At 66.0% G+C, this 25,693-nt stretch carries 27 protein-coding genes; 12 read left to right on the forward strand and 15 right to left on the reverse strand.

From position 1 onward, the window contains the following. The 3 genes from IEX25_RS13310 to IEX25_RS13320 form a co-directional block, all read right to left on the reverse strand. A partial coding sequence (locus IEX25_RS13310) for a pyridoxal-phosphate dependent enzyme (RefSeq protein WP_229665195.1) occupies positions 1-414 on the reverse strand: 414 nt, incomplete at its 3' end. Between the two features lie 33 nt (positions 415-447). Beyond that, positions 448-1,635: a pyridoxal-phosphate-dependent aminotransferase family protein gene (locus IEX25_RS13315; RefSeq protein ID WP_188715541.1), complete on the reverse strand. Its 1,188-nt coding sequence runs from the start codon at positions 1,633-1,635 to the stop codon at positions 448-450. 144 nt (positions 1,636-1,779) lie between these two features. After that, positions 1,780-3,165 (reverse strand): SLC13 family permease, encoded by a 1,386-nt coding sequence (locus IEX25_RS13320; protein WP_188715542.1) that lies wholly within the window; start codon positions 3,163-3,165, stop codon positions 1,780-1,782. Positions 3,166-3,551: 386 nt separating this feature from the next. On the opposite strand from IEX25_RS13320, the gene IEX25_RS13325 reads away from it, so the two are divergent. Next, entirely contained in the window at positions 3,552-3,968 is a 417-nt protein-coding gene (locus IEX25_RS13325; RefSeq protein ID WP_188715544.1) for a ribbon-helix-helix domain-containing protein, read from the forward strand. Positions 3,969-3,988: 20 nt separating this feature from the next. Beyond that, the gene (locus tag IEX25_RS13330; protein ID WP_188715545.1) at positions 3,989-5,023 is read left to right on the forward strand and encodes an extracellular catalytic domain type 1 short-chain-length polyhydroxyalkanoate depolymerase; all 1,035 of its coding nucleotides are present in this window, start codon (positions 3,989-3,991) and stop codon (positions 5,021-5,023) included. Positions 5,024-5,072: 49 nt separating this feature from the next. On the opposite strand, the gene IEX25_RS13335 is transcribed toward IEX25_RS13330, so the two are convergent. Genes IEX25_RS13335 through napE form a run of 6 tightly spaced genes read right to left on the reverse strand, consistent with a single transcriptional unit; the run spans position 5,073 to position 9,665 of the window. Then, entirely contained in the window at positions 5,073-5,756 is a 684-nt protein-coding gene (locus IEX25_RS13335; protein ID WP_188715548.1) for a NapC/NirT family cytochrome c, read from the reverse strand. Position 5,757: 1 nt separating this feature from the next. Further along, positions 5,758-6,216 carry a nitrate reductase cytochrome c-type subunit gene (locus IEX25_RS13340; protein ID WP_229665197.1) on the reverse strand — a complete coding sequence of 153 codons (459 nt, stop codon included), beginning with the start codon at positions 6,214-6,216 and terminating at the stop codon, positions 5,758-5,760. Next, positions 6,216-8,723: a periplasmic nitrate reductase subunit alpha gene (napA, locus tag IEX25_RS13345; protein WP_188715551.1), complete on the reverse strand. Its 2,508-nt coding sequence runs from the start codon at positions 8,721-8,723 to the stop codon at positions 6,216-6,218. The genes IEX25_RS13340 and napA overlap by 1 nt, the downstream gene beginning before the upstream one ends. Then, the gene (locus IEX25_RS13350) at positions 8,708-8,977 is read right to left on the reverse strand and encodes a chaperone NapD (protein WP_188715552.1); all 270 of its coding nucleotides are present in this window, start codon (positions 8,975-8,977) and stop codon (positions 8,708-8,710) included. The genes napA and IEX25_RS13350 overlap by 16 nt, the downstream gene beginning before the upstream one ends. Continuing rightward, positions 8,970-9,476, reverse strand: coding sequence for a ferredoxin-type protein NapF (locus tag IEX25_RS13355; protein ID WP_188715553.1), 507 nt, complete (start codon positions 9,474-9,476; stop codon positions 8,970-8,972). Before IEX25_RS13355 ends, IEX25_RS13350 begins: the two co-directional genes overlap by 8 nt. 3 nt (positions 9,477-9,479) lie before the next feature. After that, positions 9,480-9,665, reverse strand: coding sequence for a periplasmic nitrate reductase, NapE protein (gene napE / locus IEX25_RS13360; protein WP_103174394.1), 186 nt, complete (start codon positions 9,663-9,665; stop codon positions 9,480-9,482). 252 nt (positions 9,666-9,917) lie between these two features. On the opposite strand from napE, the gene IEX25_RS13365 reads away from it, so the two are divergent. From IEX25_RS13365 to IEX25_RS13395, 7 genes are all read left to right on the forward strand, one after another. Then, positions 9,918-10,853, forward strand: coding sequence for a manganese catalase family protein (locus IEX25_RS13365; RefSeq protein ID WP_188715554.1), 936 nt, complete (start codon positions 9,918-9,920; stop codon positions 10,851-10,853). A gap of 51 nt (positions 10,854-10,904) precedes the next feature. Continuing rightward, entirely contained in the window at positions 10,905-11,522 is a 618-nt protein-coding gene (locus tag IEX25_RS13370; RefSeq protein WP_188715555.1) for an SRPBCC family protein, read from the forward strand. Continuing rightward, positions 11,522-12,709, forward strand: coding sequence for a zinc-dependent alcohol dehydrogenase (locus IEX25_RS13375; RefSeq protein ID WP_188715556.1), 1,188 nt, complete (start codon positions 11,522-11,524; stop codon positions 12,707-12,709). The genes IEX25_RS13370 and IEX25_RS13375 overlap by 1 nt, the downstream gene beginning before the upstream one ends. A 4-nt stretch (positions 12,710-12,713) precedes the next feature. Beyond that, the gene (locus tag IEX25_RS13380; protein ID WP_188715557.1) at positions 12,714-12,917 is read left to right on the forward strand and encodes a hypothetical protein; all 204 of its coding nucleotides are present in this window, start codon (positions 12,714-12,716) and stop codon (positions 12,915-12,917) included. Further along, positions 12,914-13,084, forward strand: coding sequence for a hypothetical protein (locus IEX25_RS13385; RefSeq protein WP_188715558.1), 171 nt, complete (start codon positions 12,914-12,916; stop codon positions 13,082-13,084). The genes IEX25_RS13380 and IEX25_RS13385 overlap by 4 nt, the downstream gene beginning before the upstream one ends. A gap of 67 nt (positions 13,085-13,151) precedes the next feature. Then, the gene (locus IEX25_RS13390; protein WP_188715559.1) at positions 13,152-13,667 is read left to right on the forward strand and encodes a hypothetical protein; all 516 of its coding nucleotides are present in this window, start codon (positions 13,152-13,154) and stop codon (positions 13,665-13,667) included. A 12-nt stretch (positions 13,668-13,679) separates the two neighbouring features. Further along, positions 13,680-14,126 carry a DUF421 domain-containing protein gene (locus tag IEX25_RS13395; protein ID WP_103174382.1) on the forward strand — a complete coding sequence of 149 codons (447 nt, stop codon included), beginning with the start codon at positions 13,680-13,682 and terminating at the stop codon, positions 14,124-14,126. A 27-nt stretch (positions 14,127-14,153) separates the two neighbouring features. Here IEX25_RS13395 and IEX25_RS13400 read toward each other — a convergent pair whose 3' ends face one another. Further along, entirely contained in the window at positions 14,154-14,327 is a 174-nt protein-coding gene (locus IEX25_RS13400; RefSeq protein WP_188715561.1) for a DUF3606 domain-containing protein, read from the reverse strand. 173 nt (positions 14,328-14,500) lie between these two features. Here IEX25_RS13400 and IEX25_RS13405 point away from each other — a divergent pair, with 173 nt between their 5' ends. The 3 genes from IEX25_RS13405 (at position 14,501) to ku (IEX25_RS13415) (ending at position 16,822) form a co-directional block, all read left to right on the forward strand. Further along, positions 14,501-15,010 (forward strand): ferritin-like domain-containing protein, encoded by a 510-nt coding sequence (locus IEX25_RS13405; protein WP_103174395.1) that lies wholly within the window; start codon positions 14,501-14,503, stop codon positions 15,008-15,010. Between the two features lie 3 nt (positions 15,011-15,013). Further along, positions 15,014-15,940: an NAD(P)/FAD-dependent oxidoreductase gene (locus IEX25_RS13410; protein WP_188715562.1), complete on the forward strand. Its 927-nt coding sequence runs from the start codon at positions 15,014-15,016 to the stop codon at positions 15,938-15,940. A gap of 78 nt (positions 15,941-16,018) precedes the next feature. After that, entirely contained in the window at positions 16,019-16,822 is an 804-nt protein-coding gene (gene ku, locus IEX25_RS13415) for a non-homologous end joining protein Ku (protein ID WP_188715564.1), read from the forward strand. Here ku (IEX25_RS13415) and ligD read toward each other — a convergent pair whose 3' ends face one another. From ligD to IEX25_RS20390, 5 genes are read right to left on the reverse strand one after another with little or no spacing between them, the layout of a single operon-like run. Next, positions 16,823-19,324, reverse strand: a complete 2,502-nt coding sequence (gene ligD, locus IEX25_RS13420) for a DNA ligase D (RefSeq protein WP_188715566.1) — start codon at positions 19,322-19,324, stop codon at positions 16,823-16,825. Positions 19,325-19,327: 3 nt separating this feature from the next. Next, a complete protein-coding gene (ku, locus tag IEX25_RS13425) occupies positions 19,328-20,188 on the reverse strand; it encodes a non-homologous end joining protein Ku (RefSeq protein ID WP_188715568.1) in 861 nt (286 codons plus the stop codon). A gap of 36 nt (positions 20,189-20,224) precedes the next feature. Next, the gene (locus IEX25_RS13430) at positions 20,225-22,528 is read right to left on the reverse strand and encodes a glycosyltransferase family 4 protein (RefSeq protein WP_188715570.1); all 2,304 of its coding nucleotides are present in this window, start codon (positions 22,526-22,528) and stop codon (positions 20,225-20,227) included. Next, positions 22,525-23,625: a zinc-dependent alcohol dehydrogenase gene (locus tag IEX25_RS13435; RefSeq protein WP_188715571.1), complete on the reverse strand. Its 1,101-nt coding sequence runs from the start codon at positions 23,623-23,625 to the stop codon at positions 22,525-22,527. Before IEX25_RS13435 ends, IEX25_RS13430 begins: the two co-directional genes overlap by 4 nt. Beyond that, the gene (locus tag IEX25_RS20390) at positions 23,615-25,693 is read right to left on the reverse strand and encodes a glycosyltransferase (RefSeq protein ID WP_308421442.1); all 2,079 of its coding nucleotides are present in this window, start codon (positions 25,691-25,693) and stop codon (positions 23,615-23,617) included. The genes IEX25_RS13435 and IEX25_RS20390 overlap by 11 nt, the downstream gene beginning before the upstream one ends.

The following is a 25,693-nucleotide window of genomic DNA, read 5'->3' on the forward strand; positions in this document are numbered from 1 at the left end:
GGGCTCGCATTCCGTGATCACGCCCCCATAGCGGCGCACCGTGTCCTTCTTGGCCTGCGGCGCGGTGCGCGGCATCACCACGTTGCAGGGAATGCCCCGCCGCATCGCCGCATAGCTGAGGCAGGAGGCGTGGTTGCCCGAGGAATGCGTGGCAACCCCCCGCGCCGCCTGCGCCTCGTCCAGGCCAAAGACCGCATTGGCGGCGCCGCGCACCTTGAAGGCGCCGGGCTCCTGGAAGTTCTCGCACTTGAAGAACAACCGCGCCCCCGTCAACTCGTCGAGATAATCCGAGGTCCGCACCGGCGTGCGGCGGATATGAGGCTGGATGCGCTCATGCGCAGACAGCATGTCCGCGTAAGTGGGGATGTGCAGGGGGGACGTCATCAGCGCGCGTGGCCTCTTGTCTGCGATCATGGGGCGCCCTTGGCGGGCGCGCCATCGGCCTTGTCAGGCATCGATCCCGGGTGCGGGCGTTTCCTGCAGGTATTGCATGGCAACGCCGACGCCGCCCTTTTCATGCGGAACCTTGGCCTTGGCCAATCCCATCTCGACGCCGCTCAGCGCCCCGATCAGGGTCAGGTCGTTGATGTCGCCCAGATGGCCGATGCGGAAAATCTTGTCCGCCACCTTCGACAGCCCGCTTCCCAGAGAGATGTTGTAGTGACGCAGGGCCTCGGACCGGAAATGGTCGGCGCTGTGCCCTTCGGGCATGACGACGGCCGTCAGGACGCCGCTTTCGTGTCCCTGGCGGTTGCACAGCACATCCAGCCCCCAGGCACGCACGGCGGCACGCGTGGCCGCGCCGTGACGCTGGTGCCGGGCGAAGATCGTGTCCAGCCCTTCCTCGTGCATCATCTTGATGGCCTCGACCAGGCCATAGAGCATGTTGGTCGCCGGGGTGTAAGGGAAATAGCCCTTGGCATTGATGGCGATCATGTCGTGCCAATCCCAATAGGACCGGCGTGTGCCCCCCGCCTTCGACACCTCCACCGCCTTGGCGCTGACCGCGTTGAAGCTGATCCCCGGCGGCAGCATCAGGCCCTTCTGCGACCCCGAGACCGCCACATCGACGCCCCATTCGTCGAACCGGAAATCGATCGACCCCAGCCCGGAAATCGTATCCACCATCAGCAGCGCCGGGTGTCCGGCCGCATCAAGGGCGCGCCGCACATCGGCGATCGGCGAGACCGAGCCGGTCGAGGTTTCGTTGTGGACGACGCAGACAGCCTTTATCTTGTGGCCGCTGTCGGCGCGAAGGCGCTGTTCGATCTGGTCGGGATCGGCCCCGGAACGCCAGTCCCCGCCGATGAACTCGGCCTCGATGCCAAGCTTCTCGGCCATCTTCTTCCACAGCGTGGCAAAATGGCCGGTTTCATACATCAGGACGCTGTCGCCTTCCCGAAGGACATTGGCAAGCGCCGCTTCCCATGCCCCGGTGCCCGAGGACGGATAGATGATCACGTCCTGCGTGGTCTTGAAGATGGTCTTGATCGCGGCAAGCGCCTCAAGTCCCAGTTCGCCGAACTCGGGGCTGCGGTGGTCGATCACCTGTGCGGACATCGCGCGCAGGACACGGTCGGGCACCGGGCTTGGGCCGGGTATCTGCAGAAAGTGCCGTCCGGAAACATGGGTCATCTGGGTTCCCTCACTCAAAGCGCCAGGCGCTGCCTATTTGCATAATGTATTCATTATTACGAATGACGTGTCAATGGGCCTGTGGCTTTCCGCCCCGACTTCCTCCGATCCGGCCGGGGGCAGTACCCCCGGCCGCAGTTGCTCTCAGTTGGGGATGACGACGAAGATCAGCCACAGGACCAGCGGCGAGACCAGGGTGACGAGCGTGCCGAACTTCATCAGCTGCTTGAAGAAGATCTGCCTGTCGATTCCTTGTGCGTTGGCCAGAACCAGGGCCCCGCTGGTCGAGAAGGGGCTGACATCCACAATCGTCGATGCCACGGCCATGCCGGCAATGAAGCTGATCGCGCCGATGCCGCCGTCCCCTTGCAGGAACGGAACGGCAAGCGGGATCAGCGCCCCCAGCAAGGCCGTCGAGGAGGCAAAGGCCGACACGATGCCGCCGATATAGAACAGCAGCAGCGCCGCCAGCATCGGCGACGCCATCGAGGCCACGCTGTTGCCCACGAAGTCGATGGTTCCCATGTTCTCGAGCACGGCGATATAGGTTCCGACGCCGGTGATCAGCATGATTTCCGGCCAGGCGATCTGCCCGACGGAACGCTTCTGATGGGTCGGCTGGCAAAGCGCGATCAGCAGGCCGACCGTGAGCGAGACAAAGCCGATGTCCATCTTGAAGGCCAGAACCATGAGGGCAACGGCCGCCAGGCCGACCAGGGTCAGGATCTGGACCGGGCTGCCATCCTTCATGTTGGCATAGGACACGTCATCGACCAGCTTGTTGGTGTCGCCGCCTCCGCCTTCCTTCGCTACGCGCTTCGACAGGGCCTCGGCCTCGCTGTCACCGAAGATTTGCGGGCCGCTGGCCGACCGGGCGATCTCGACATGGGGGACGGGATAGGCTTCGCCCAGGTCGGCACGGGCGCGCATCAGCTCACGTCCGCCCAGCATCATGAACAGGATCAGGACGACGATGCCGTTGCACAGGAAGCTGGCGGCAGCGGTGGTCAGCGGGCTCAGCGGCAGGCCCGCGCGTTCGACGACGCCATTCGTGATGCCGCCGAATATCCCCAAGGGCGAGAAGGCCCCGGCAGAGGCGCCCATGGCCACCATCATCCCCATCAGGAGAGGAGAAATCTGATACCGGAAGGCAAAGCTGAGGGCGATGGGGGCGACGATCGCCACGGCCCCGGGCGTCACGGCGCCGATCGAGGTCAGCACCGCTGCGATCGCGAACATGATCCAGGGAATAAGCCCGACCCGGCCCTTGACCGCCCGGACGGCGGCACGGACGATCCAGTCGATCGTGCCGTTGTTCTGGGCCAGTGCGAACAGCCAGGTGATGCCCGCCAGCGTCAGGAACAACCCGCTGGGAAAGTCGGCGATGATGTCGCGGGTGGTTACCCCGGCAACCAGTGTTCCCACCAGGAATGCGCCGACGAAGGCAAGAACACCGATGTTGATGGGCAATAATGTGGCGATAACGAACATCGCACAAAGCAATAGGATGGCGATCAGGTGATCAGTCATGCAGGCCTCCCCTCCTGGACATGTGATGATCCGGGAAGGCTACTCAGATTCGAATTCATAATAAAGAATAAATTATTCGGCATCCGACCAATGGTTATCGCTGCGACATGCCCGTTGGATCAGTGATGCTATTCAGCCAGTTATGCTGATCGAACTGCCCGACCAAGCCACCATCCGGTTCTTGGCATATCACTCGGTTGGGCCATGCCTGTCGCAGCAGAACCGGCTTGAAGCGAAGATGCGCACCGTCTGGAACGGCGCCCGAAGAACCGTCCTGGGACAGAAGGCGCTCTGCTTCCTCCAGTTTTTCGCGTCACGGCCAAGATCCACCCTTGATCCTGATTTCATATCATCCATATACCATCCATGTGGATGGAATGAAAATGATGGCAGAGATACGTAGCCTGCGGGACAAGACACCCGAAACCGAAAAGATCACGATCAACCTCGGCTATGTCGATCTTGGCCGCATCGATCTTCTGGTCCAGGAAGGATTCTATTCGAACCGCAGCGACTTCATCAGGACGGCGATCCGCAACCAGCTGGACAGCCACCGCGACATCGTCGCCCGGTCCGTCGAACGGCACATGATGGACATGGGCCTGAGGGATTTCAGCCGGGCCGAGCTTGAGGCCGCCCAAAAGGCCGGTGAGGTCCTGCATGTGAAGGTGGTCGGCCTGGCACGCTTCGACCCGGACATCACGCCGGAACTGGCAAGGGCCACGATCGGTTCGATCTCGGTCTTGGGGGCGTTGCAGGCCAGCCCCGACGTCAGGAAGGCCCTGGCGGACCGAATTCTCTAGCCCCTGCAAAGGACAAACGGATGAAGACCTTTGACGTCGGCGCCTTGCGCCAGGCGATGGCCAAGCTTCGGCTTGACGGGCCGAACGATCTTGTGCAACGCACCCTGGCCCAGCATGGGCTGAGCGTTCCGGGCGAGGGGACGGGCTTTCAACCGCCCTTTGGACCGTCGGGCGCGCAATCCGCCGCGGATCCGGTTCCGCCGGGCGCCAGCATCACGACCGACCGCTTCTCCTGCAAGGCAGGCAGCCGCGAGTATCTGGCCTATCTGCCCGCCTCGGCCGGCAAGGGCATCCGGGGCATGATCGTCATGCTGCACGGCTGCACGCAGACCCCGGCCGATTTCGCGCGCGGGACGGGCATGAACGCCTTGGCCGAAGAACACCGGCTGCTGATCCTTTATCCCCATCAGTCGCGCGGCGAGAACGCCCAGTCCTGCTGGAACTGGTTCAGCATCGGCGATCAGCGCCGGGGCCGGGGCGAGCCCGAGATCCTGGCGCAGATGACGCTTGACCTGGCAGGCCGCCACAAGGTGCCCCGGGACCGGATCTTCGTGGCGGGTCTTTCCGCCGGTGCGGCCATGGCCGTCATCCTGGGCCAGACGCATCCCGATGTCTTTGCCGCGGTCGGCGCCCATTCCGGCCTGCCCTTCGGCGCTGCCAGGGATGTCCCTTCCGCCTTCGCCGCCATGAACGGCAACGACCCCGGCCAGACCGCGCCGCGCCGGGACGCAAGACCGACTCCGACCATCGTCTTTCACGGCAGCGCCGACCGGACCGTCCATCCCCTGAACGGAGAGCGGATCGCCGCAGCCACCCTGGCCGCAGGACCCGACCAGACCGTTCTGGAACGCAAGACCGGCAGGATCGGCTCTCGCGGTTACAGCCGCGAGATCACCGCGCTTGTGGACGGCCGCATCCTTCTGGAACACTGGATCGTCAACGGTTTGGGACATGCCTGGTCGGGCGGCAAGCCCGGCGGATCCTATACCGACCCCCAAGGCCCCGATGCCAGTGCCGAGATGGTGCGCTTCTTCCTGGACCGGCCGGCGCGCTGACATCCTTGCACCGTGCCGCCCACGCTTCGGCCGGCCCAACGCCCGATGCTCAGGGCAACTGGCCCAGATAGCTTCGGACCTCCTCTGCTTGCGTCATCCCCGGCAGGATCTCTCCCTGAAGCTCGGGTGGCACGGTCCAGCCGGGATCCACGCCCGTCATGTCCGGCAGTTCGTGGGCGATGCCCTGGTGGCATTCGATGCAGGTGCGTTCGCCGGACAGAAGATACCTGGTGTGGATTTCGGCCGCGCGGGGGGCTTGTCGTCCCAGGTCCATCGCGATGGCCGAATGGCAGTTGCGGCATTCCAGGCTGTCATTCGCCTTGAGCCGCGCCCATTCGCGCTTGGCCATCACCAGGCGATGTTCCAGAAACTCCTGCCTTGTGTCGATGGTGCCGAAGATCGAACCCCAGACCTCTTTCGAGGCCTGCATCTTGCGGGCGATCTTGTCGGTCCAGTCATGCGGAACGTGACATGCAGGGCAACCCGCCCGCACCCCGGACCGGTTCGAGTAATGGACCGTGTGGGACATTTCCTCGTACACGTTGTCGCGCATCTCGTGGCAGGAAATGCAGAAGCCCTCGGTATTGGTGAATTCCAGGGCCGTGTTGAACGCCCCCCAGAACACGACGCCGCCGACAAAGCCGCCAAGCGTCAGGAAACCCAAACCCAGGGTGCCCGCCGGGGTCCACAGGACACGCCAGAACCAGCGGAAAGGTTGCAGGATCCGGCGCATGTCATTCCCTCCCCGCGCCGGTCGCGCCCATCTCGGACATGTCGGTGAAGGTGTTCTCGATCAGGGCGGCCGCATCCGCCTGGGGCACATGGCACTGGGTGCAGAAATAGCGCCTGGGCGACACGTCGGCCAGCATCTGCCCCTCGCGCGTCATGTAATGGGTGATCGAGATCATCGGCGCGCCGGACCCTTGCGTCATCTCGCGCGTGTGGCAGGACATGCAGCGGTTGGTGTTGACCGAAAGCTGATATCCCTCGATCGAATGGGGAATGATCGGCGGCTGTTCGGGATAGGCGCGCATCTGCCGCACGTCGTCGGTGACGAAGCGGGGGATCGGCGCGGCCGGACCCGACTGCATCGGATCGGGCTGGGGCCCGGACAGTTCGGACACGTTCTGCGCCATGACGAAGCTGGCGGCAAAGCAGGCGGCAAGGACAAGCGAAAGGCGGATCTGTCCCATCACACGCGCTCCACCCGGACCGCGCATTTCTTGAAATCGGTCTGCTTCGAGATCGGGTCCGTCGCGTCCAGCGTCACCTTGTTGATCAGTTGGCTGGCGTCAAACCAGGGCACGAAGATCACGCCGGGCGGCATCCGGTTGCGGCCGCGGGTTTCCACGCGGCTGCGGATCTCGCCCCGGCGAGAGACGATGCGCACCTCCATCCCCTGGTTCAGGCCGCGCTCGCGGGCGTCGATGGCGTTCATGAAGACCTTGGCGCCCGGAAAGGCCTTGTAAAGCTCGGGCACGCGCATCGTCATCGACCCGGAATGCCAGTGTTCCAGAACCCGGCCCGTCACTAGCCACATGTCGAATTCGTCGTCGGGGCTTTCGGCGGGCGGTTCATAGGGAACGGCGATGATGACCGCCCGGCCATCGGGGTTGCCATAGAATTCGACCCCCTTGCCCGGCTTGACGTAAGGATCGTAACCCTCGCGGAAGCGCCACAGGGTTTCCTGGCCGTCCACGACCGGCCATCGCAGACCGCGCACATCGTCGCTTTGATAGACGTCATAGGGGGCAAGGTCGTGGCCGTGCCCGCGACCGAATGCGGCATATTCCTCGAACAGGCCCTTCTGGATGTAGAAGCCGAAATCCCTGGCCTCCTGGTTCGCGTAATCCTCGCGCAGGTCTGCCAGCGGGAATTGGTCCACCTGGCCGTTGGCGAAGCAGACGTCGAACAGGGTCTTGCCGCGAAACTCGGGGTGGGCGTCGAGGATCTCGGCGGGCCAGGTTTCGTCGGTGGTGAAGCGTTTCGAGAATTCGACAAGCTGCCACAGATCCGACCGTGCCTCGCCCGGCGCGTCGACAAGCTGGTGCCAGGCATGGGTGCGCCGTTCGGCATTGCCATAGACGCCTTCCTTCTCGACCCACATGGCGGCCGGAAGGATGATGTCGGCGGCCATCGCCGTCACCGTCGGATAGGCGTCCGACACCACGATCAGGTTGTCGGGGTTGCGATAGCCTTGGTATGTCTCGTTCTGGGAATTGGGCGCGGCCTGAAGGTTGTTGTTCACCTGGATCCAATAGAAGTTCAGCACCCCGTCCTTCAGCATCCGGTCCTGCAGCACGGCGTGAAAGCCGGGCTTCGTGTTCAGAAGCCCGTGCGGCAGCTTCCACAATTCCTCGGTATGGGCGACATGTTCGGGGTTCGTGACCACCATGTCGGCGGGCAGGCGGTGGGCAAAGGTCCCCACCTCGCGCGCCGTGCCGCAGGCCGAGGGTTGGCCCGTCAGCGAGAAGGGCGAATTGCCCGGTTCCGAGATCTTTCCGGTCAGCAGATGGATGTTATAGAGCATCTGGTTGGCCCAGACGCCCCGGACATGCTGGTTGAACCCCATCGTCCACAGCGACATGACCTTCCGTTCGGGATCTGCGTAAATCTCGGCCAGATCCTCCAGGAAGCCCGGCTCGACCCCGGAAAGCTCGCTGACGTAGTCCAGCGTATAGGTCGAGACATGCTCCTTGAAGGCCTCGAAGTCGCTGTCCTCCATCAGGCCGGGATTGCCGGCGCCGGTGGCGGCCAGTTCCAGTTCGTGTTCGGGCCGCAGGCCATAGCCGATATTGGTGGCGCCTTTCTTGAAGACCGTATGCCGGTCCACGAAGTCCTGGTTCACGCGCCCGGTCTGGATGATGTGGTTGGCGATATAGTTCAGGATCGCCAGGTCGGTGCCCGGCTTGAACACGATCGGGATGTCGGCCAGATCCATCGACCGGTGGGTGAAGGTGGACAGGACCGCGCATTTCACATGCGGCGTTCCCAGGCGGCGGTCGGCCAGCCGGGTCCACAGGATCGGATGCATCTCGGCCATGTTCGATCCCCACAACACGAAGGCATCGGCATGTTCGAAATCGTCATAGCAGCCCATCGGCTCGTCGATGCCGAAGGTGCGCATAAAGGCCACGGCGGCCGAGGCCATGCAGTGGCGCGCATTGGGATCGAGGTTGTTCGACCGGAACCCCGCCCGCATCAGCTTGGTCGCCGCATATCCCTCCAGCACGGTCCACTGGCCCGACCCGAACATGCCGATCCCCTCGGGACCCTTTTCGGCCAGGACCTTCTTGACCCTTTCGGCCATGACGTCGAAGGCCTCGTCCCAGCTGACCGGCTCGAATTCGCCGTTCTTGTCGAACTGGCCGTTCGTCTTGCGCATCAGCGGCGTGGTCAGGCGGTCGGCGCCGTACATGATCTTGGACAGGAAATAGCCCTTGACGCAGTTCAGCCCGCGATTGACCTCGTGCTGCATGTCGCCATGGGTTGCGACGACCTTGCCTTCCTTGACCCCGACCATCACGCCGCAGCCGGTGCCGCAGAACCGGCAGGGCGCCTTGGACCACTGGATCTTCAGCGCCTCGACCCCGCCCGGAACGGGCTGGGACAGCGCCTGCTGCGGCAGGCCCGCGGCGGACGCGGCAAGCGCTGCGGCATGCGCCTTGAGAAGCTGGCGCCGGGTCAGGTCAAGGGGCATGGTAGTTCCTCCGTTTCCTCGGCGTGTTCGAAGACCATGCTGGCCGCGAGAACGCCCTTCATCAGGTTGATTTCGGTCAGCCGGTCCCCCAGCGTCCCGGTGCTATTCCCTTCGATGGTGACGATCAGGCGGGTGGCGTCGCCTCCGTGGATTTCGACGCCTTCCAGCCGCCCGACCAGGTCGCGAACCTCTGCCATCGCTTCCGGGGCGACCGTCACGACGGCGGATGACACATGCCAGCGTGGCTCAGGCATCCTCGACCTCTCTTTCCTCGGTTTCCCGTTTCATGGCGGGGATGGCCCCCGCCGGGCAGGTTGCCGAACAGGCCCCGCAGCCGGTGCAGGCGGCCGTGTCGATCCGCGGCAGGAACGGTGCGCCGATCCGTGGCTGCATCGTGATCGCCTGTTCGGGACAGGCATCCCGGCAGCTCATGCAGGCGATGCCCGCATGGACCAGGCATCCAGCCGAGATTTGCATCACATGGCCCATGCGCCGGTCGGGCAGGAAGACCGGTTCGGGACAGGACGCGGCGCAATCGCCGCAAAAGAGGCATTCGCCTGCCTCAGGCCTTATCGCCACCCCGTCCGGCGCCAGAGCCAGGATCGCCTGAGGACAGGCTTCCACGCAGGCCCCGCAGGCCGTGCACGCGCCTAGCGACGTGATCGAGACCCCCGGCGGGCGCGGCATGAATGGCGCAGGGCGGGCCATGCCGCGCAAGAGGTTCCGTCTCGATATGCCGGGACGGGCGTCCATGTCCTAATGCCCCGACGGGCCAGGGGGTCCGGCGATCATCTGGTATATCCAGACAAGAAAGCCGTAGCCCCCCACGAAAGCTACGGCAACGATTGGCCAGATACCAAAAGCCAGAAGCAGGAACTGCGCCATCTCTCCGCGGCGCGTTGGTTCTTGCTTCTCGGGTGCGGTGGCATGTCTGTCCGACATTGCTACCTCCTCGGTTGCAGTTCTGATGGCGTTCTGCTGTCTGTCTTGAAAGGCTAGCAAAGGTCTTTATTGAAATTCAACTCTCACGGGATTTTTGGGGAAAAAATTTCTCCGCAGGAAAATAAGGGCCCGCCAGGTCACATGGCCGGCGACGGCGCAGCCAAGTCGTTAACCTTTGTTGGCCGCGCCGGGGGAACGGATCCGGGTGGAGGGTTGTTTCCCCCCCGCATTCCTCATCCCCGGAGAACGTCCATGTTCCTGCGAGTCGATAAGCTGCAAGTCGAACTGCCCGCCCCCAAGCGCCAGGATCCCAATGCTGGCGCCGCCCTTCAGGAACTGCTTGGCGGCAAGTATGGCGAAATGTCTACGCTGGGGAACTATATGTTCCAAAGCTTCAATTTCCGCAGCAAGTCGAAGCTGCGCCCCTTCTACAGCCTGGTCGCGTCGATCACGGCCGAGGAACTGGGCCATGTCGAACTGGTCAGCAACGGCGTGGCCATGCTGAACAACGGCCCCGACGAGCCCGGAAGGGACGAGAAATTCGGCGGCGACATCTCGAACGCGCCCTTCGAGGAGATGAAGGACATCCGGTCGGCGGCCTCGTTCTACAGCCATGCGGGCGGGGCGATCCCGGTCAACTCGAACTCGATGTCCTGGAACGCGGACATGGTGACCACGACCGGCAACGTCATCATGGACCTTCTGCACAACTTCCACCTGGAATGCGGCGCGCGGCTGCACAAGTTGCGGGTCTATGAATCGCTGACCGATGCCAACATCACCGGGCGCGAGGTTTGCGGATACCTGCTGGTGCGCGGATCGGTCCATGCCCATGCCTATGCCCTGGCGCTGAAGAAGATCACCGGCGTCGATCTGGACAAGTTCCTGCCCACGCCGAACATCCCGCTGGGCAACATCCCGGAATGCCAGAAATACCTGGCCGAAGGGTCGCACCGCCGCCTTTATACCTTCAGCCCCAGCGATTATCAGGAAATGCGCGGCATCTGGGGCGGCGGCGGCGAGACCGCCCTGCCCGACGATCCGCCCGGCGAACTGGAAGTGGTGGACGGCCTGCCCGACGGCGGCAAGATCCATGACCTGACGGGCGTGCCCTCGGCCTTTACCCCCGATTACGCCCCCGAGGAGATGTTCGAGATCGCGGCCAAGCTTTACCAGAAGTCGCGCTGAGACCGATTGCGGCCGCCGGGCAAGGCGGCCGCATTTTCCATGGAGGCCCGGATGACCCGACGTTCCCCCGACCTGCCCCTTGCGGCCACCGTTCTTGCCCTGTCCATCGGCGCGGGCCTGGCCGTCGGGAAGGCCATGCAATCCAATCCCAAGCGCCCGCACGACAGCGCGCCAGGCCGGACCGCCAGACGGTCCAGCTTTGGCGGCTATCAGGTCGTGGGCCGCACCGTGACCATCAAGGCGCCGCGCAGCCGCATCTACGAGATGTGGCGCAACCCCGACCACCTGACCGATTTCATGGAAGGCCTGGCCGCCGTCCAGGTCAACGGCAATGACGTGACCTGGGTCATCGACACCCCCGACGGCCACCTGTCCATCGAGACCCGCTTGGTCGAGGATCGCCGCGACGAGGCGCTTGCCTGGCGGTCCGTGGAGGGCGCCGAGGTCGAGATCGAGGCAAAGGTCCAGTTGCGCGACGCCCCCGCCGGGCGCGGAACCGAGGTCGAGGCCCATATCGCCTGGCGCCCCCGGGCGGGCATCGTCGGCCAATGGGCGGCCCGGCTGCGCGGCACCGACCCCAAGATCCGGGGCAAGCAGGATCTGAAGCGGCTGAAGATGCTTCTGGAAACCGGCGAGATCGCCACTTCGGCCAACAGAAAGGCAGACTGATGCGCGCATTGACCTGGCATGGCAAGCATGACGTTCGCGTCGATACCGTTCCCGACCCGGAAATCGTCAACCCCCGCGACGCCATCATCGAGGTGACGGCCACCGCGATCTGCGGATCGGACCTGCATCTTTACGACGGCGTGATCCCCGGACTGGTCCCCGGCGACATCCTGGGCCACGAATTCATGGGCCGGGTGGTCGAAACGGGTCCGAAATCGACCCTGAAGAAGGGCGACCGGGTGGTGGTGCCCTTCACCATTTCCTGCGGCGCCTGCTTCTTCTGCCAGCAGCAGCAGTTCTCGGCCTGCGACAATTCCAACCCGGTGGAAAAGCAGGAAGCGTCCGAACTGCTGTATGGCCACCCGATGAGCGGGCTTTTCGGATATTCGCACATGACCGGCGGCTATCCGGGCGGGCAGGCGGAATATGTGCGCGTGCCGTTTTCCGATGTGGGTCCGATCGTTGTGCCCGACGGCGTGTCGGACGAACAGGTGCTGTTTCTGTCCGACATCCTGCCCACCGGCTGGATGGCCGCCGAGAACGCCGACATCCAGGACGGCGACACCGTGGCCGTCTGGGGCTGCGGGCCGGTCGGGCTGTTCGCGATCCAGTCGGCGCTGCTGATGGGGGCCCATCAGGTGATCGCCATCGACCATTACCCCGGCCGCCTGGATCTGGCGCGCAAGCTGGGCGCCAAGGTCATCGACTATACCCAGACCCATGTGCTGGAGGCCTTGATGGAGATGACCGGCGGCATCGGTCCCGACGCGGTGATCGACGCGGTGGGCATGGAAAGCCACGGCTTCGCCCCCGACCGGATCATGGACGCCCTGAAACAGAAGGTCGGCATCGGCGCCGACAACGTCCATGCGCTGCGCATGGCGCTGATGGCGGTCCGAAAGGGCGGGCGCGTGTCGATCCCCGGCGTTTATGGCGGCCTGGCCGACAAGTTTCCCATCGGCGCGCTGATGGAGAAGGGACTGCAGATCCGCACCGGCCAGACGCATGTGCAGAAATACACCCGCCAGCTTCTGCACCGCATTCTGGAGGGAGAGATCGACACGACCTTCCTGATCTCTCACCGCCTGTCGCTGGAAGATGCGCCGACCGGATACAGGAACTTTCACGGCAATCAGGACGAATGGACCAAGGTCGTCCTGACGCCCGGCGCGGCAAGGGGGACCTAGGATCATGCCAAGCACCACCGAAGACGGCGACAAGACGACCGAGCCCGGCCCGATCGACCGTTCCGCCGGCACGGCGGGCGAGCCCTCGGACACCGATTACGTCCGCGCCACCGCGCCCGTGCGCAACAGGCTGGCCTGGCAGGTCCTGATCTGGCCCGTCGCGATGATCCTGCTGATCGTCCTGGGCGCGATCTGGGCGCTGTCATGACGGGCCATGAACCCAAGCCCGGACCCCGGCGGTTGGGCCGGGCCGGGATCCTGGTGGTGGCGATCCTCGCGGCCCTTGTGGTGGTGATCTTCCTGGGCCGCAACCTGTGGCACGCATCCGAGGTGACCGAGGATCCCCCCGCCATCGACGCGGGCGCCCGCCCCTGAAGGTGGACGGAACCGGAACCTGTCCAGCGGCTTTTCTTTGAAGAAGCAACCGGTTGGGGGACGGGCCATGGCCCAGGGATCGCGTTTGGACATACCGCCGATCAGGCCGGACGGATTGCAGCTTGACGAACCCCGCGAAAGGCAGCGCCGTTATTGGCGGGTGCAGCGGATCGCCTGGTGGGCGTTCGGCGGTGTCATGCTGCTGGCGATCCTGGGGCTGACCGGCAGCGGCGGGATGTTTCACAAGCAGACCGTCGATTTCGCGGCAGCCAGCGTCGAAATCCCGCGCGTCACCCGCTGGGAAGGATCGGACGACTTGTCCATCACCTTCCGGGAACCGGGCGACAGCCATGAGATTACCATGTCGCAGCCCTTCTTCGACCGCTTCATGATCGAACGCATCCAGCCCGAACCCGACCAGACCGTCCTGCGCCCGGCCGCCCAGGCGATGACCTTTCCGGCCGCCGATGCGCCGCCCCACGAGGTCAAGTTCGACATCCGCGCCATGCACTTCGGCTGGACCGGCTTCGACATGACCATCGCCGGCGAAACGCGCCGGATCAACCTCGTCGTGCTGCCCTGACAGGAGGAAACCATGGATTCGGTCATTCGCGGCATCTCCATCTATCTTGTCCTGCTGGTCGCCACCCGCCTGTCGGGACGCCGCACCATGGCGCAGATGACGCCCTTCGATTTCGTGCTGTTGCTGATCATCGCCGAGACGACGCAACAGGCCCTGCTGGGCGACGATTTTTCCATCAGCAACGCGGTCGTGCTGATCCTGACGCTGTTTGCGACCGACGTGCTGCTGGCCTGGCTGAAAGGCTGGTCGCCGCGCCTGGGCTCGCTTCTGGACGGCAATCCCACGGTGCTGATCAGCGACGGAAAGATCGACCCCGAGGCGATGCGGCGCGCCCGGGTCAGCGTCGGCGATGTGCTGGAATCCGCGCGCGAACAGCAGGGGCTTAAGACACTGGACGACATCGACGCCGCCGTGCTGGAGGTCAGCGGCGGCATCAGCATCATCCCCAAGCAAAGATAGACCGCCTGGAGGCGGCCTCTTGGCGGCCTATTTCTTCAGCTTCTCCTCGACCTTCTTACGGCTGTTGCCCTCGGACTTGACGGCCTTGCGCACCTCGTCCCTGGACACGTCCATCTTCTCGGCCTCGTATCGGACCTCGTGGTCCTGTCCGCCCGCCACCTTGCGGCGGTCCTGGGCGCGGCCCCTGCCTTGGTTTGCCATGGCTTTTCCTTTCCCGACTGTGCGGCACATCAACGCGGGCGGGATCCATCCCGTTTCCCCGGCAGGAACCGATTAACCTTTATTCGCCTGTCAAATCGGAACAGATGCAGGCGGGAATGGTTCTTCTGGCTCAGGCCGGCGCGCCGGCAACCTTTACCAAAGAGGTCAAGACCATGACAGACGCTGCCTATGACGTGTTCATCGACGGTCTGCGCAATGCGCACGCCATGGAAAACCAGGCGCTTTCGATCATGCAGCCGCAACTGAACCGGCTGGAACATTATCCGCAGGTGTCCGCCCTGCTGGACCGCCATATCCGCGAGACCGAGGTCCAGATCCAGCGCCTGGACCAGATCCTGGAAAGCGTGAATGAATCCGCCTCGGGGCTGAAGGACACGATGCTGTCGCTCAGCGGGTCGATGGCGGCCGTCACCCACAGCATGACCACCGACGAGATCCTGAAGAACTCGCTGGCGAACTTCGCCTTCGAGCATTTCGAGATCGCGGCCTATACCGCGCTGATGACCGCCGCAGAACAGGCCAACATGACCCAGGCCCTGCCCCTTCTGAAGCAGAACCTGGACGAGGAACTGGCGATGGCTTCGGACATCCACGATGGATTGCCCGACGTGGTGCGCCAGTACATCGCCCTTTCGGCAAGCGACCAGCGGGCCGATATCTGAACCATGGCGGCGGAGGATTTCGACTGCGCCATCATCGGCGGCGGCCCTGCGGGGCTGACCGCCGCGATCTATCTGGCCCGTTTCCGCCGCAGGACCGTCCTGATCGACGCGGGCCAAAGCCGTGCCTCCCTGATCCCGCGGTCCCACAACCACCCCGGCTATCCCGACGGGATCCGGGGCAACGACCTGCTGGCGCGGATGCGCGACCAGTTGCAGAACTTCGGCGCCGTCACGATCGCGGAAAAGGCGACCGGGATCGTGCCGATGCCGGACGAACGGTTCCGCATCGCGGCGGGGCGCGACGTCACCGCATCGCATGTGATCCTGGCCACCGGCATCCGCGACCGCCTGCCACCCATCGAGGGCGCGCTTGATCACGTCCGCGAGGGGCTGATCCGGCAATGTCCGGTCTGCGACGCCTATGAGCTGACCGACAAGCCGGTCGCGGTGATCGGGACGGCAGCCTGCGCGGCGGGCGAGGCGCTGTTCCTGCGCCACTATACGCCCCATGTGACGATGCTGACCCTGGGGGATGACCTGGACCTGTCCGACAGGGTGATGGACAAGCTGGCCAAGGCCGAGGTCCGAATTCTTCAGGAGCCTGTCGCATCTTGGGATTTCCGGCATGAGGAAGTCCGGGTCGGCCTTTCGACCGGGCAGGACCTGCGCTTCGCCGCAGTCTATTCCGGGCTCAGCAACGATCCGCAGAACGCCCTGGCCGCCGGATTGGGGCTGGACCTGGCCGATGATGGCCGCATCCAGACCGACGCGCATCAGCAGACCTCGATGCCGGGGGTTTTCGCGGCGGGCGATGTGGTGACCGGCCTGAACCAGATCGCCGTCGCCATGTCGCAGGGCGAGATCGCGGCAACCCATGTTCACAACCTGCTGCGGCTTCGGGAAGACCGCTGCGTCCCCGACAGCCTGTGACCACCGCCGCCCCGCGGCGCTGCAAGGAACAAACGCGGCCTGCATCCGTTTGACCACATCCCTTCAAGGAATTCCGCCATGGCGCCGCGCACGTTCTGGAAAGGCTACATGAAGCTGTCGCTGGTCACCTGCCCGGTGACGATGATGCCTGCCACGACCGAGGGCGAAAAGGTCCGCTTCCACACGCTCAACGCCAGGACCGGCAACCGCGTCACCAGCCAGTATGTCGATGCCGTCACCGAAAAGCCGGTCCGCGAGGAAGACGAGGTCAAGGGATACGAGCGCGGCGAGGACGATTACGTCTTCCTCGAAGACGAGGAGATCGAGGCCGTCGGACTGGAAAGCACCCGCACCATCGACATCGACATGTTCGTGCCCGATCACTCGATCGGCTGGGTCTGGTACGACCGCCCGCACTTCCTGTTGCCGGGGGACGAGGTGGGACAGGAGGCATTCGCCGTGATCCGCGACGCCATGGCGGCGACCGGGACCGTGGGCATATCCCGCGTGGTGATGTATCGGCGCGAACGGGCGGTGATGCTGAAGCCGCGCGGCAAGGGGATCGTGCTGTGGACCCTGCGATACGGGGACGAGGTGCGCGACGAGGCCGACTATTTCGGCAAGGTCGCCGACGACAAGCCCGAGGCCAAGCTGATGACCCTGGTGCGCAAGCTGATCGACGAACGCACGACGGCCTGGGAAACCGAGATGGTGAGCGATCCGGTTCAGGACCGGTTGCTGGACATCATCGCCGCCAAGAAGAAGGGCAAGAAGCGCCCGGCCCGGCCCAAGCCCCAAGCCCCGCAGGACGGCAATGTCATCGACATCATGACCGCCCTGAAGAAAAGCATCCAGGCCGAGGGACGCCGCAGCAGCCGCTGATCACCGCTTGCGGGCGCGCGGCGGCTTGAAATCCAGCGGACGGGCGGCGGGGCGGAAATCCTCCCACGGATCGCGGGTCAGGGCATCCAGGCGCGCGGGGGTGTTCGTCAGGGTGAAGTAATCCGGGCCGATCTGGTCCAGCTCGTCCCAGCCGACGGGCATCGACACGGCCGCGCCCGGGCGGGCGCGCGTCGAATAGGCGGCCACCGCCGTCATGCCGCGCTGATTGCGCAGATAGTCGATGAGGATCCGGCCCTTGCGCTTCGACTTGGTGATGGTCGAGACATAGGCGTCGGGCGAATCCGCCGCCATGGCCTCGGCCAGTGCCTTGGTGAAGGCCTTGACGGCGGGCCAGTCCGCCTTGGGCGTCAGGGGCGCCACCACATGCAGCCCCTTGCCCCCCGATGTCTTCACGAAGCCCTCCAGCCCGGCATCGGACAGGCGCTGCCGGACCTCTTGCGCGCCGGCGATCACGGCCTCCCACGCCACGCCTTCGCCGGGATCCAGGTCCATAGTGATGGTGTCGGGATGGTCCCAGTCCGCGACCGTGGACCCCCAGGGGTGGATTTCCAGCGCGGCCGACTGCACCAGGGCCATCAGCCCGTCCAGGTCGTTGATGGCGATCATCGCCTCCTCGGCCTTGGCCTTGGGATCCTTGACCAGGGCGATGTGCTTGCTGATCCCCTTCCAGGCGTGCTTCTGGAAGAACCGCTGCCCCTTGATGCCGCCCGGGCAGCGCAGCAGGGCCAGCGGCCGGCCGGTGACGAAGGGCGCGATCCGGGGCCAGACCTGGGCATAGTAATCCGCCAGCCCCTCCTTGGTGATGCCTTCGCCCGGCCAATAGATGCGGTCGGGATGGGTCAGCGCGACGCGGCGGCGCGGCTCCTTGGGCGGATCGGCCTGCGGGCCGCCTTCGCGCACCACATCCCAGGCGGGCTTGTCCTCGCGCAGGCCCCGGAAAGACGCGTGGCGCAGCAGCCCGTCGGCGGTCCAGGCGCGAAACTCCACCTCGGCCACCAGTTCGGAGCGCACGAAGCGCAGGCCCCGCGCCTCTTCCGCCGTCAGCTTCCCGGCAAAGGGGCTGCGGTCGATGCGCATCTCCTCCAGCCGGGTGCGCAGGTCGGCGGCCAGGGCGGCGGAAAAGCCGGTGCCGACGCGGCCCACATAATCCAGCTTGCCGTCATCGAAGACCCCCAGGGCCAGCGACCCCACCAGCTTGTCCGAGGTCGTCGATGGCACATAGCCCGCCACCACGAATTCCTGCCGGGCCGAGCATTTGGACTTGATCCAGGTCTTGCCGCGACCCGACCGATAGGGCGCGTCGGCTTCCTTGGAGATGATCCCTTCCAGGCTGAGCCGGCAGGCGTGGCGCAGCACCATCGCGCCGGTTTCGCCGAAATGGCTGCTGTATCGCACCCGGCCGGGATCGGTGCCCACCAGGCCCTCCAGCATCCCCTTGCGTTCGATCAGCGGCACGTCGCGCAGGTCATGGCCGTCCAGATACATCAGGTCGAAGACATAGAACACGAAGCGGTCGTTGCGCCCCTCGGACAGATCCGCCTGGAGGGCCGGGAAATCGGACGCCCCCGCCCCGGATTCCACCACCAGTTCGCCGTCGATGATGGCGCTTTCGGCGGGCAAGGCGCGCAGGGCGTCCGTCACCTCGGCCCCGAAGCGGTCGGTCCAGTCAAGGCCGCTGCGGGTCAGCAGGCGAACCTCCTGTCCCTCCAGCCGGGCTTGGAGGCGATAGCCGTCGAACTTCACCTCGTGCAGCCATTTCGCGCCGGTCGGGGGCGCGGGCCGCAGGGTGGCAAGCGCGGGCTCGATGAAATCGGGCATCGCCGCCTTTCTGGCGCGGGCGGCGGGGGCACCCTCGTCCTTGGGGCGCGACCGGCGGGCCTTCTTGGGCGGTTTCGGCTTCTCCTCGGCGCCTTCGGCCACCTCCTCGACCGTGCGGCCGGTCTTCAGCGATTCCGGCCGTTCGGTCAGGATGTCGGGCGCGTCGGGCGGGCGTGCGGCCTTGTCGTCGGACTTGATCAGCAGCCAGTTCTCGCGCGTCTCGCCGCGCTTGCCGCGCATCCTGACCAGATGCCAGCGGCCCGACAGCTTGTCGCCCTTCAGCTCGAACTCCAGCTTGCCCTTGGCATAGTCGCCGTCCACGGGCACCCATGTGCCCCGGTCCCAGACGATGACCGCGCCCGCGCCATAGTTGCCCTTGGGAATGGTGCCTTCGAAGCTGCCGTAATCCAGCGGGTGATCCTCGACATGGACGGCCAGGCGCTTTTCGCCCGCGACCAGGCTTGGACCCTTGGTGACGGCCCAGCTTTTCAGCACGCCGTCCATTTCCAGCCGCAGGTCGTAATGCAGCCGCGTCGCCGCGTGCTTCTGGATCACGAAGGACTTGCCGGCCTTGCGCGCCTTGCGCCCGCGCGGTTCCTTGGTCTGGGTGAAGTCGCGCTTTTCGTTATAGGTGTCCAGCCCCGCCCCGGATGTCCCCGCCATGGCCTAGCCGGCCTTCTTGCGGCTGCGGGACGGCGCCTTGGGCCTGGCGCCCCCGCTGCGGGGCTTGGCGCTTGGCCGGCGGCGGGGCTTGGCCATGGCCGCGCTTTCGCGCAGGGCCTCCATCAGATCGACCACGGGTTCGGGCCTTGCCTCTTTCCGGGGCTGGATCTTGCGGCCCTCGATCTTGGCGCGGACCAGTTCGGCCAGGGCGGATTCGTATCGATCGTCGAAATCCTTGGGATCGAACGTGCCGCGCTTGGTCTTGATGATGTGCTGGGCCAGATCCAGCATCTCGTCCGCGATCTCGATCTCGGGCACGTCGGCAAAGACATCCTCGGCGTCGCGCACCTCATAGTCGAAGTTCAGCGTGGTGGCGATCAGCCCGTCGTCATGGGCGCGGATCAGCACCGTGCGCACCCGGCGGAACAGGACGGTCTGGGCCAGGGCCGCGACCTTCTTCTTGCGCATCCCCTCGCGGATCAGGGCAAAGGCCTCGGCGGCCTCGGCATCGGTCGGAGCCAGGTAATAGGGCTTGTCGAAATACAGGTCGTCGATGTCGTCGCAGCCGATGAAGGCCGTGATGGACAGGGTCTTGTCGCTTTCGGGGACCGCCGCCGCGATCTCGTCCGAGGACAGGACCACGTATTCGCCCGATGCGACCTCGTATCCCTTGACCTGATCGTCGCGGTCCACGGTCTTGCCGGTATCCTCGTCCACGAAGACGCGGCGGACCCGGTTTCCGGTCTTGCGGTTCAGGGTGTGGAACGCGATCCGGTCCGATGTCGAGGCGGCGGTGTAAAGCGCCACCGGGCAACTGACCTCTCCGACCTTCAGAAAGCCCTTCCAGTTCGCCCTTGGCGCCATTGTCCCGCCTCCGTCCTGCGTCGGATCTGGAACGGCCTAGGCGGGTGCCGGTTCCATGTGCGCGGGGTGATGACCGGTCTGCATGACCCGCTGCGCCAGCGACCATTCGACGGATCGCGATCCGCCCGACGGGTCGTGGCCCAGAAGACCGTTGGGGCACAGCCGGTCGTCGTCCCAGCCGGGATGGTTGGCCACCGGATACAGGCAGATCCCCTCGACCTGCACGCCGCGCCCGCGCGCCCGCGCCACCTGGTCGCGAACATAGGCGAACCATGACGCGCGGCGTGCGCCCTCGGTCCCGGTTTCGGCGATCATCAGGGGGCGGTCGTACCGCGCGGCGACTTCGACCAGCAGGTCGGACAGGGGGCGATACCACGGGTGGTCCATGTCGATGGGCGGGCCGCCGTGGATCCACTGGTTGTTCCAATAGTAGTTGACGCCCACGATATCCAGGAAGGACGGATCGCCGCCAAGCTGCGGCCACATCCGGCCCGAGATCAGCTCGAACGCCTGGAACTGCGCGTCGTGATAGCCATGCGCTTCCCACAGCGGGCGGCCGTTCTGCGGGTCGTGGTGGATCGCCAGCAGGGGTTCGGCATGGACGAAGCGCGCGCGGGGATCGACGGCGCGCAGTTCGTGCATCGCGGCGATGGATGCGCGGGCAAGCTGGCATTTCAGTTCATATCCCCGATGCGCGGCAAAGGGGTTGAGGTATTGGGCGTCGCCCCCCGCCCAGGCGAAGAAGCTGATCTCGTTCACCGGGCACCAGAAGGGCACGGCGTCCGTCAGGTCGCGGTGATGAAGCGCCACGGCGCGGGCAAAGCGGGCGAAACGGTCCACGAAAGCCGCGCCCCAGATGTCCAGGTCATCGGGCCAGCCATAGTGCAGCAGATCCCAGACGACCTGCGTCCCGGTGTCGCGCGCGGCCCTCATCATCGGCGTCAGGGAGGAGAAATCGTAACGGCCCGGCGCGGTCTCGACCAAGTGCCAGCGGACACCGTCGCGGCAGGCCCTGATGCCCAGATCCGCCAGTTGCCGGTAATCCTGCGCGGCATGGCTGTCGTGGCCGATGGCCCCGATCAGATCCAGCCGGCGACCGTTGCGCAACCGGTGGGTCGATGCCTCCCACCCGCCCAGGGTGAAGCTGGCGAAGGTTGCGGGCGGGGGCGCGGGCCGGCGTTCGGCCAGAACCCTGTCGATCAGCGCCCGCCATTGCGGCACGACCACCTGCGCGGAATAGGTGGCGTGGACATGGGCTTGCAGCGCGGCCCCGATCCGCCGCCGCAGCGGGGCATCGGCCAGCAGGCGCAGCATGGCCCGCGCCACCGCCTGCGGGTCTTCGTGGGGCACGAAGATGCCGCTGACGCCGTCGGCGATCTGTTCCAGGGCGCCGTTGTCGGGCGTGGCGATGACCGGCAGGCCCGCCGCGCCCGCCTCGGCGATGACATGGGGCATCCCTTCGCCGCGCGACAGCCAGCAGAAGACGTCCATGGCCGACATCAGGTCCGGCACGTCCTTGCGGTCGCCGGTAAAGATCATCCGCCCGCCCAGAGGTTCGGCCATGCGGCGCAGTTCCCCCTCGTATTCCGGCATGAAGGCGTCGGGACCGCCGACGATCACGAAGCGGGCGCGGGGGTCCATGTCGGCGACATGCAGGGCGGCCGCGATGAAATCCTCGACCCGCTTCTTGCGGTCCAGGCGGCCGACCCAGCCGATCAGCACCTGATCGGCCCCGATCCCCAGGACCGCGCGCATGGGACCGCGCGCAGCGGGATCGAATTCGCCCAGATCGACCATGGACGGGATTTCAAGCGCATCCCCCGGCCGGTCGGGCATCCTTCCCGCCGCAGCGGCGCGGATGCTGTCGCAGACCCCGACATAGCGCGCGGTGAAATGCTTGGGCCCCGCCAGGGCCTCGGACACCAGACCCCCATGTTCGATCAGCGGCGGGCGCAGCGCCATGCGTTCCAGCGCGGGATAGATGTCGGCGACGTTCTGGCAGGACACGACCACATCGGCCCCCGCCAGCTTGCGGCGCAGATAGTCGATGGTGTCGTCGAACCCCAGCCCATAGGGCGTGGTATCGACATGCACGCCCAGATCCGCCAGTTGTCCATGGGTCTGGTCGGGCATCCCCTCCTTGCGGAAGCAGGGGATGACGGTGATACGATAACGGTCGCGCGGCAGGTTGCGGGCCAGCAGGCGGATTTCCGTTTCCTCGCCGCCCACGACCAGCCAGGCCATGACAAAGGTGATGCGGATCAGGCGGTGGCCGTCATGGGGCTGGGGAAAGACCTCGGGGGGGATGGTGCCCCAGGCAAGGGTGTCATCCGCGTTCATGCTGCCTCGAACACGATCTGGAGGAAGTCCGGGCGCTCCGCCACAAGGCGGCGCAGGAAATCCGGTGCGTCATCGTAAGGCACCACATGGGTGATCATGTGCCGCCGGATCAGGTCGCCTTCGGTCGCCAGCAGCCGCAGCGTTTCCTGCGCCAGCCGCCGCTGGTCCCAGGCATGGGCCACCGGGCGCGGCATCCGGTTGATCTGCGCGCAGCGGATCGCCAGGCCGTTGTGATGGAACTCCTCTCCCAGCCGGGCGCCGTCCATGCCCCCCTGATAGAAGGCGAGGTCGATCACCGTCCCCTGCGGACGCAGGGCCTGAAGGCAGCGGTGAAGGCTGTCGGACCGGGCGCGGGTCTGGAAGACATATTCCGCACCCCGCCCGCCGGTCTTGTGGTGCCAGGCGGTCTTGGCGTAACGCACCGCCTCGTCCTCGCCCATGGCGATGAAACCCATCTTCCGCGCGATGTCCTGGCGGAATGGCGAGGGGTCCACCACGACGATTTCCGACGCCCCGCCCTGGCGGGCGAACAGCGCGCAGAACAGGCCCACCGTGCCGCCGCCCCAGACCAGGACCGGGCGGCCTTCGACCCCCGCGCCCAGGTTCGGGACATTCGCGCCGAACTGGTCGGCATCGGCGTGCAGGATGCCGTTGGCGGCGATGGGCCCCATCTGCGCCACGAAGATGCCCAGGATCGGGTCCATCCCGTCGGGCATCTTCAGCAGCAGGTCATGGGCGGGGTTCGCGGTGTGGCCGGTCTTGTGGCCGAAGGTGGTGGCCAGCACGTCGCCATTGGCAAAGCCCGGCGCACGCGCGTCGATGACCTTCGCCACCTCCATGTAGCCCAGGAAGTTCACCGGGAAATGCGCGGACGGCTCGCCCGGAATGAACAGGCCCTGCCAGTCGTCCCAGCGGCTGTGCAGATAGGGGTTCGAGCCCTTCAGGAAGGTCAGTTCGGTCCCCGCCGAAAGGCCCGTGTACATCAGGTCCAGCCGCACCTGCCCGTCACCCGCCGGACCTTCGTCATAGCCGAAGAAATAGGGTTCATGCGGATGCTCGATCCCCAGGGACCGGATATGGCGATGCTCATGCGGCATCGACGGCACCCTGCGCAGGGGTTTGACGAAAGATGGGCTGCGGGTCAGCCCGCAGCCCCTCCATCTTCACGAGGGCGCCGTCGCGGGCGGATTCGGCGATCGCCAGGGCGACGCGATGGGTCATCAGCGCCTCGCCATAAGGGCAGCGGATACGGTTTTCACGGCCCTGCACCGCCTCGACGAAGTCGCGGTCCTCGCGCCAGACGGGATCGCCCTGGGCATGGCGCACGGGACGGCCCCGGCCCACGTCCACCATGATGTCGTGATCGCTGATCTCCAGTGCCATGCCATCGGCAAAGACGTGCAGCCCGACCCGGTGGTTCCACCGCAAAAGGCAGGTGGCCGACAGGTTGGCGATGGCGCCGCTGGCAAAGCGCAGCGTGGCGGCCGTCGCGGTGGGCACGGTCAGACCCTGGAAGTCGTCGCGGTCGCGGCGCGCGGCCATGCCGAAGACCTCGGTCACGTCGCCGGCCAGGAAACGGGCGGCGTCGATCACGTGGGTCGCCTGTTCCACGACCTGGCCGCCGCAGCGGTCCTGGTCCCACCACCATTGCGGAGGCGGCGTCTGGTCCAGCCAGAAGCCCTGGATCAGATGCGCGGGGTTCCGGGCCAGGTGGCCGCGGGCCTCGTCCATCGTGTCCAGATAGCGCCAGTGGTATCCGACGGCGGTGATCAGGCCCGCCTTCTCGACCTCGGCCGCGATCTGCCGGGCCAGGTCGATGTCCAGCGAGATGGGCTTTTCGACGAAGAACGGCAGGCCCTTGGCGATGCAGGCGCGTTCCGGCGCGCCATGGGCAAAGGGCGGCACGCAGATGAAGACCGCGTCCAGATCCTCGGCCGCCAGCATGGCCTCGTGGTCAGCATAGGCGACGGCGCCCGTGTCCCGGGCCGCCTGGGCCGCGCGGTCCTGGTCAGGGTCGCAGACGGCGGCGATATGGACATCCTCCATGGTCCGCAGCACGCCGAAATGGCGATGCGCGATGCCGCCCGCGCCGATAAAGCCAAGCCGTGTCTTGTTCATTCCGTCCTCGTTCCTTTGGCGCAATACATGTCGGTAAATCTGCACGGTATCCGCCGCCATGCGGGCGGCGGTGAAGCATTTCGACCAGCGGGCCCGTCCGTCGCGGGCCACGATGGCGCGGCGGGCGGGGTCGGTCAACGCCCGCGCCATCGCATCGGCCAAAGGCCGCGACCGTCGGGGCGGGACCAGCCAGGGGTGATCGGGGCCAAGCGCCTCGGCCGAGCCGGTGACGTCGGTGGCGACGGCGGGCAGGCCTATGGACATTGCTTCCAGCAGGACCAGGGGCAGGCCCTCGAAGCTTGACGGCAGCACAAGCAGGTCGGATGCGGCCATCAGCGCGGGCACGTCGTCGCTGCGGCCCAGGAAGCGGACGGCATCCGCAAGGCCCAGCCGCGCGGCCCAGTGGGCCAGACGCGCCGCCCCCGGACCATCGCCCGCCAGGGCAAGCCGCGCAGGAATGCCCCGCCGGTGCAGGCGCGCAAGCGCCACCAGAAGCGTGCGGTGCCGCTTTTGCGCGGTGAAGCGACCAACGCAGAGCAGGTCCAGCCCGTCGCCGCCCTTGTGGCGCAGGGGGGGCGCCTGGGTGCCGTTCGGGACCGCGTGCACGGGCAGGTCGGGCGCCATGCCCGCAAGCGCCGCGCGCCAGCCCGTCGCCGCCGCCCTTGATACGGCGATGACCCCGTCCACGTCCCGGCTGGCCTTGGCGTAATGGGCGATCTGGCCGGCATCGGTCAGCAGCCAGGGCAGGTGTTCGGTGCGGATCACCGCCCTGCCCGCCCCTGCCGCAGCCGCGACAAGGCCGTGGCCTTCCCACCCGATGCCCGCGTGGACATGCACGATTTCCGCAGGGGACGCAGCGATGGCCGGGGTGGGATCGTCCAGGTCAAAGACCGTGGCGGGCAGGCCCATGGCCCCTGCGCGGTCCGCAAGGCCACGGCCCGCCGCATGGTCGGGAAAGGCCAGCCTCGCCATGCCGGGCGGCAGGCTGGCCGCCAGGGTCAGCATGTGTTCGCCCACGCCCGACGGATCGGGGCTGTCGGTCAGCAT

Origin of the sequence: Paracoccus acridae (genome assembly GCF_014642735.1) — a bacterium.
Taxonomy (GTDB): Bacteria; Pseudomonadota; Alphaproteobacteria; order Rhodobacterales; family Rhodobacteraceae; genus Paracoccus; species Paracoccus acridae.

Excerpts from the sequence above, each read along its gene's own strand:
- IEX25_RS13315 (WP_188715541.1), bottom strand. The coding sequence starts at position 1,635 with ATGACCCATGTTTCCGGACGGCACTTTCTGCAGATACCCGGCCCAAGC.
- IEX25_RS13320 (WP_188715542.1), bottom strand. The coding sequence starts at position 3,165 with ATGACTGATCACCTGATCGCCATCCTATTGCTTTGTGCGATGTTCGTT.
- IEX25_RS13325 (WP_188715544.1), top strand. The coding sequence starts at position 3,552 with ATGGCAGAGATACGTAGCCTGCGGGACAAGACACCCGAAACCGAAAAG.
- IEX25_RS13330 (WP_188715545.1), top strand. The coding sequence starts at position 3,989 with ATGAAGACCTTTGACGTCGGCGCCTTGCGCCAGGCGATGGCCAAGCTT.
- IEX25_RS13335 (WP_188715548.1), bottom strand. The coding sequence starts at position 5,756 with ATGCGCCGGATCCTGCAACCTTTCCGCTGGTTCTGGCGTGTCCTGTGG.
- IEX25_RS13340 (WP_229665197.1), bottom strand. The coding sequence starts at position 6,216 with ATGGGACAGATCCGCCTTTCGCTTGTCCTTGCCGCCTGCTTTGCCGCC.
- napA (WP_188715551.1), bottom strand. The coding sequence starts at position 8,723 with ATGCCCCTTGACCTGACCCGGCGCCAGCTTCTCAAGGCGCATGCCGCA.
- IEX25_RS13350 (WP_188715552.1), bottom strand. The coding sequence starts at position 8,977 with ATGCCTGAGCCACGCTGGCATGTGTCATCCGCCGTCGTGACGGTCGCC.
- IEX25_RS13355 (WP_188715553.1), bottom strand. The coding sequence starts at position 9,476 with ATGGACGCCCGTCCCGGCATATCGAGACGGAACCTCTTGCGCGGCATG.
- napE (WP_103174394.1), bottom strand. The coding sequence starts at position 9,665 with ATGTCGGACAGACATGCCACCGCACCCGAGAAGCAAGAACCAACGCGC.
- IEX25_RS13365 (WP_188715554.1), top strand. The coding sequence starts at position 9,918 with ATGTTCCTGCGAGTCGATAAGCTGCAAGTCGAACTGCCCGCCCCCAAG.
- IEX25_RS13370 (WP_188715555.1), top strand. The coding sequence starts at position 10,905 with ATGACCCGACGTTCCCCCGACCTGCCCCTTGCGGCCACCGTTCTTGCC.
- IEX25_RS13375 (WP_188715556.1), top strand. The coding sequence starts at position 11,522 with ATGCGCGCATTGACCTGGCATGGCAAGCATGACGTTCGCGTCGATACC.
- IEX25_RS13380 (WP_188715557.1), top strand. The coding sequence starts at position 12,714 with ATGCCAAGCACCACCGAAGACGGCGACAAGACGACCGAGCCCGGCCCG.
- IEX25_RS13385 (WP_188715558.1), top strand. The coding sequence starts at position 12,914 with ATGACGGGCCATGAACCCAAGCCCGGACCCCGGCGGTTGGGCCGGGCC.
- IEX25_RS13390 (WP_188715559.1), top strand. The coding sequence starts at position 13,152 with ATGGCCCAGGGATCGCGTTTGGACATACCGCCGATCAGGCCGGACGGA.
- IEX25_RS13395 (WP_103174382.1), top strand. The coding sequence starts at position 13,680 with ATGGATTCGGTCATTCGCGGCATCTCCATCTATCTTGTCCTGCTGGTC.
- IEX25_RS13400 (WP_188715561.1), bottom strand. The coding sequence starts at position 14,327 with ATGGCAAACCAAGGCAGGGGCCGCGCCCAGGACCGCCGCAAGGTGGCG.
- IEX25_RS13405 (WP_103174395.1), top strand. The coding sequence starts at position 14,501 with ATGACAGACGCTGCCTATGACGTGTTCATCGACGGTCTGCGCAATGCG.
- IEX25_RS13410 (WP_188715562.1), top strand. The coding sequence starts at position 15,014 with ATGGCGGCGGAGGATTTCGACTGCGCCATCATCGGCGGCGGCCCTGCG.
- ku (WP_188715564.1), top strand. The coding sequence starts at position 16,019 with ATGGCGCCGCGCACGTTCTGGAAAGGCTACATGAAGCTGTCGCTGGTC.
- ligD (WP_188715566.1), bottom strand. The coding sequence starts at position 19,324 with ATGGCGGGGACATCCGGGGCGGGGCTGGACACCTATAACGAAAAGCGC.
- ku (WP_188715568.1), bottom strand. The coding sequence starts at position 20,188 with ATGGCGCCAAGGGCGAACTGGAAGGGCTTTCTGAAGGTCGGAGAGGTC.
- IEX25_RS13430 (WP_188715570.1), bottom strand. The coding sequence starts at position 22,528 with ATGAACGCGGATGACACCCTTGCCTGGGGCACCATCCCCCCCGAGGTC.
- IEX25_RS13435 (WP_188715571.1), bottom strand. The coding sequence starts at position 23,625 with ATGCCGCATGAGCATCGCCATATCCGGTCCCTGGGGATCGAGCATCCG.
- IEX25_RS20390 (WP_308421442.1), bottom strand. The coding sequence starts at position 25,693 with ATGCTGACCGACAGCCCCGATCCGTCGGGCGTGGGCGAACACATGCTG.